5 protein-coding genes are annotated in these 2,478 nt (G+C 44.8%); 1 reads left to right on the forward strand and 4 read right to left on the reverse strand.

Annotated features, from left to right (window positions below; genetic code table 11):
* On the forward strand, positions 1–207 hold a 207-nt coding region (locus VN105_RS02880), incomplete at its 5' end, for a hypothetical protein (protein WP_325637732.1).
* Between the two features lie 379 nt (positions 208–586).
* Here the strand turns inward: VN105_RS02880 and VN105_RS02885 are convergent.
* The 4 genes from VN105_RS02885 to VN105_RS02900 form a co-directional block, all read right to left on the reverse strand.
* A complete protein-coding gene (locus VN105_RS02885) occupies positions 587–841 on the reverse strand; it encodes a hypothetical protein (RefSeq protein ID WP_325637734.1) in 255 nt (84 codons plus the stop codon).
* 86 nt (positions 842–927) lie between these two features.
* Complete coding sequence (locus VN105_RS02890) at positions 928–1,557, reverse strand: toprim domain-containing protein (RefSeq protein ID WP_325637740.1); 630 nt, start codon at positions 1,555–1,557, stop codon at positions 928–930.
* Entirely contained in the window at positions 1,476–1,898 is a 423-nt protein-coding gene (locus tag VN105_RS02895; RefSeq protein ID WP_325637736.1) for a CHC2 zinc finger domain-containing protein, read from the reverse strand. Before VN105_RS02895 ends, VN105_RS02890 begins: the two co-directional genes overlap by 82 nt.
* A complete protein-coding gene (locus VN105_RS02900) occupies positions 1,879–2,196 on the reverse strand; it encodes a helix-turn-helix domain-containing protein (protein ID WP_325637738.1) in 318 nt (105 codons plus the stop codon). The genes VN105_RS02895 and VN105_RS02900 overlap by 20 nt, the downstream gene beginning before the upstream one ends.
* Positions 2,197–2,478 lie beyond the last annotated feature (282 nt).

The raw sequence follows: 2,478 nt of genomic DNA on the forward strand, positions 1-2,478 counted from the left end.
TACCGGACGGCCGCCCGTACTTCCTTTTTTACTTGTTTGATCGGCCTGCCTGCCTTCTTTTTTTTCTTATTCACTGTTTCCATAACATATATTTTTTGTTCCAAAACCGGCCTTGATGGCCGGTTTTGGAACTGCGACCAACGGGAGCGGTGGGCAAGCGGTGTTGTCGAACCGTTTTTTGTTCGACAACAACACTGCTTGCCCTAAGAGCGTTCATGAAGCCATCTTTATAGTAACCCTACTCTTAGCCGTATTTCAGCCTGTTTAAAGGCTTAATAAGGCCGTAATTGCTCGTAAGCGGTAGCAGTATATCCGCCAGCCATATTGCTTTTATAAATGGTTGTATCAACTTACCGGGCGACCTGTTTTTGCAGTGGCTTTATTTCTTGCTACATCCTCAAGATCCCAAGTAAACAGGGGCTGTGAATGGCTGCTATTGATCTGGCCCTTCGAAGAAAAGGAAGAAAAATGCAGCGGAAAATTTGGCAGTGCACCTGTTGCCACACAAAAAAAAATGATGGCTATAACATGGTATCCTGGTTAAAAACTTTTGGACTACCTACCCCGTACCTACTGATACTATCTTTTAATCCATCCACAGGCGAATGTTATAGTCTGCTATCTCAAAAATTTCCGCTTCCGTTAAATTGTACGGATTGATCATATTAGTGACCGTTTTCTTCTGCGGCGGTTCGTTAGCCAGTTTGTTTTCCGGTTGTACTTTGGTCGCATCGGCGGTGGACTTAACCGTCTGCTGCTGTTCCGCGCATGAAAAAATATTTGGCGCATAACCTTCACCTATCTGCAAACTTTTACCAATAGCAATGCTGTTGCCGAACAATTTATTTGCTTGCCACTGTTTAATATCAGGGTTCTTCTTTTAAAGTCAGTCATAATCTTAATCGCTTTTGAATGAAAAAATAATTTTTAAATCTGACGACCTCTTTTCCTATCACGGGAAACCTCCCTGTTCTTCATGTCTTGCATTATTTCCTTTGCCTTGTTAAGTAACTGTATCTCCCGTTTCACATGGATAAAATTTTGAGCAAGCCACTGGTTCAGGTCTTTGCAATCCCGGTACTGAAAGCTGCAATCTTTGTATTGATCACTGCTCTTTATTGCCTGTTCGGTACACTGCATGCCGGCAGTATCCCGGTCAAGGTACAGGTGGATGTTCCCGTGTTTTTCCATGATGGGCCTGCTTTTCTCAAAGAAGGCCAGCGAATTGAGGATAAGAAAATTGGTGGGTGGTGGTTGATTGTTATAAATTGTTAGGTAGGAAAGGAAGTCGAGGAATCCCTCAAAGACGGTTACAATGTCCGCGCCCTGGTCAATGAATGTAACTTCCTTCGGGGAGATACTGCCTTTAAAACCAGGGTTGCGCAGCTCGTATCCATCGGCATCATTTTTGAATCCCAGTGCATAGAACCTCTTCCCGTTCAGTTCGTATCTTGCCTCCCGGCACCAGGCATTGGCTATTTGATCTGGTATGCATCGTTGTTCCAGGTAACGGAGAAGCGCCGGGGAACTGATAAGGTGGTGGGAGAGAAACTTAATTTTCCTTTCACCAGCAGCCTCTTGCTGGCCGGCGAGGGGTACAAGCGGCGGGTGAAAGAGAAAGAAACCTGCAATTTTTCCAGCAGTTCAGGAATAGTACAACGGTGAAACAGTATTCCGAAGTCAATGATAGTTCCTCCCTGTCCCAACCCATGATCGAACCACATATTCAGTTTGCGATTAACCTTAAAGGAAGGCGTCTTTTCAGTTCGCAGGGGCGATAAATACCAATGATCCGAGTTACGGGCTTTCTTCAGGTCAGGGTAGTGTCCTAATGAGGCAAGGTAGTCTACCAAATCCATCTGTTTGGCCTGCTCAATGCTAATCTTCCGGGTACCCATATTCCTGCCTTTTAACGTTTACATTACGTTTCTGTTTCACATACTCCATTACTTCCGAACGAAGGAAATAAACTCGCCCTCCCTGTTTATGGAAGGGTAGCCCTCGTTTCATCCAGTCGTGAAGCGTAACAAGGGAGATGCGGAAAATGCCTGCAATTTCCTTCCGGGTAAGCAATGGTTCCTCCCCCCGAAGGTCGGAAGGAGTGTTTTTAACCGCTTCGTTTTCCAGGCATTCCTTTACAGCCTCCTTTATCCACCGGCGAAAATCCTGCTCATTTGGAATAAACAACGTGTCCATAAAAATTCGTTTTATGGATGCAAGATGGGTTAAGCTCGAAGGGAAGTCAATGATGGATTGATCATGGATTTTTATCTGTTGAAATCCAGGAAGTTTGGAGAGGTTCAGCAGCGTAAGCCGAATTGATTAAGGTGTGTAAATGGCCTAAGAGTAAAAGAATTCTTCCATGGCCTGGGTCAGCTTTTGCACTTTGGGATCGTTTGGCCGGAGTTTATCAATGCTGGCTTTGGCATTTTTCTCTACCGTGTTGGGTTTCTTATCGGCAAACTCCCGGAAATGAAG

It is taken from the genome of Chitinophaga sp., assembly GCF_035564935.1.
GTDB lineage: Bacteria > Bacteroidota > Bacteroidia > Chitinophagales > Chitinophagaceae > Chitinophaga.

Bases quoted from the DNA above. Each gene is read 5' to 3' on its own strand.
- VN105_RS02895 (WP_325637736.1), bottom strand. From the start codon at position 1,898: ATGGGTACCCGGAAGATTAGCATTGAGCAGGCCAAACAGATGGATTTG.
- VN105_RS02900 (WP_325637738.1), bottom strand. From the start codon at position 2,196: ATGGACACGTTGTTTATTCCAAATGAGCAGGATTTTCGCCGGTGGATA.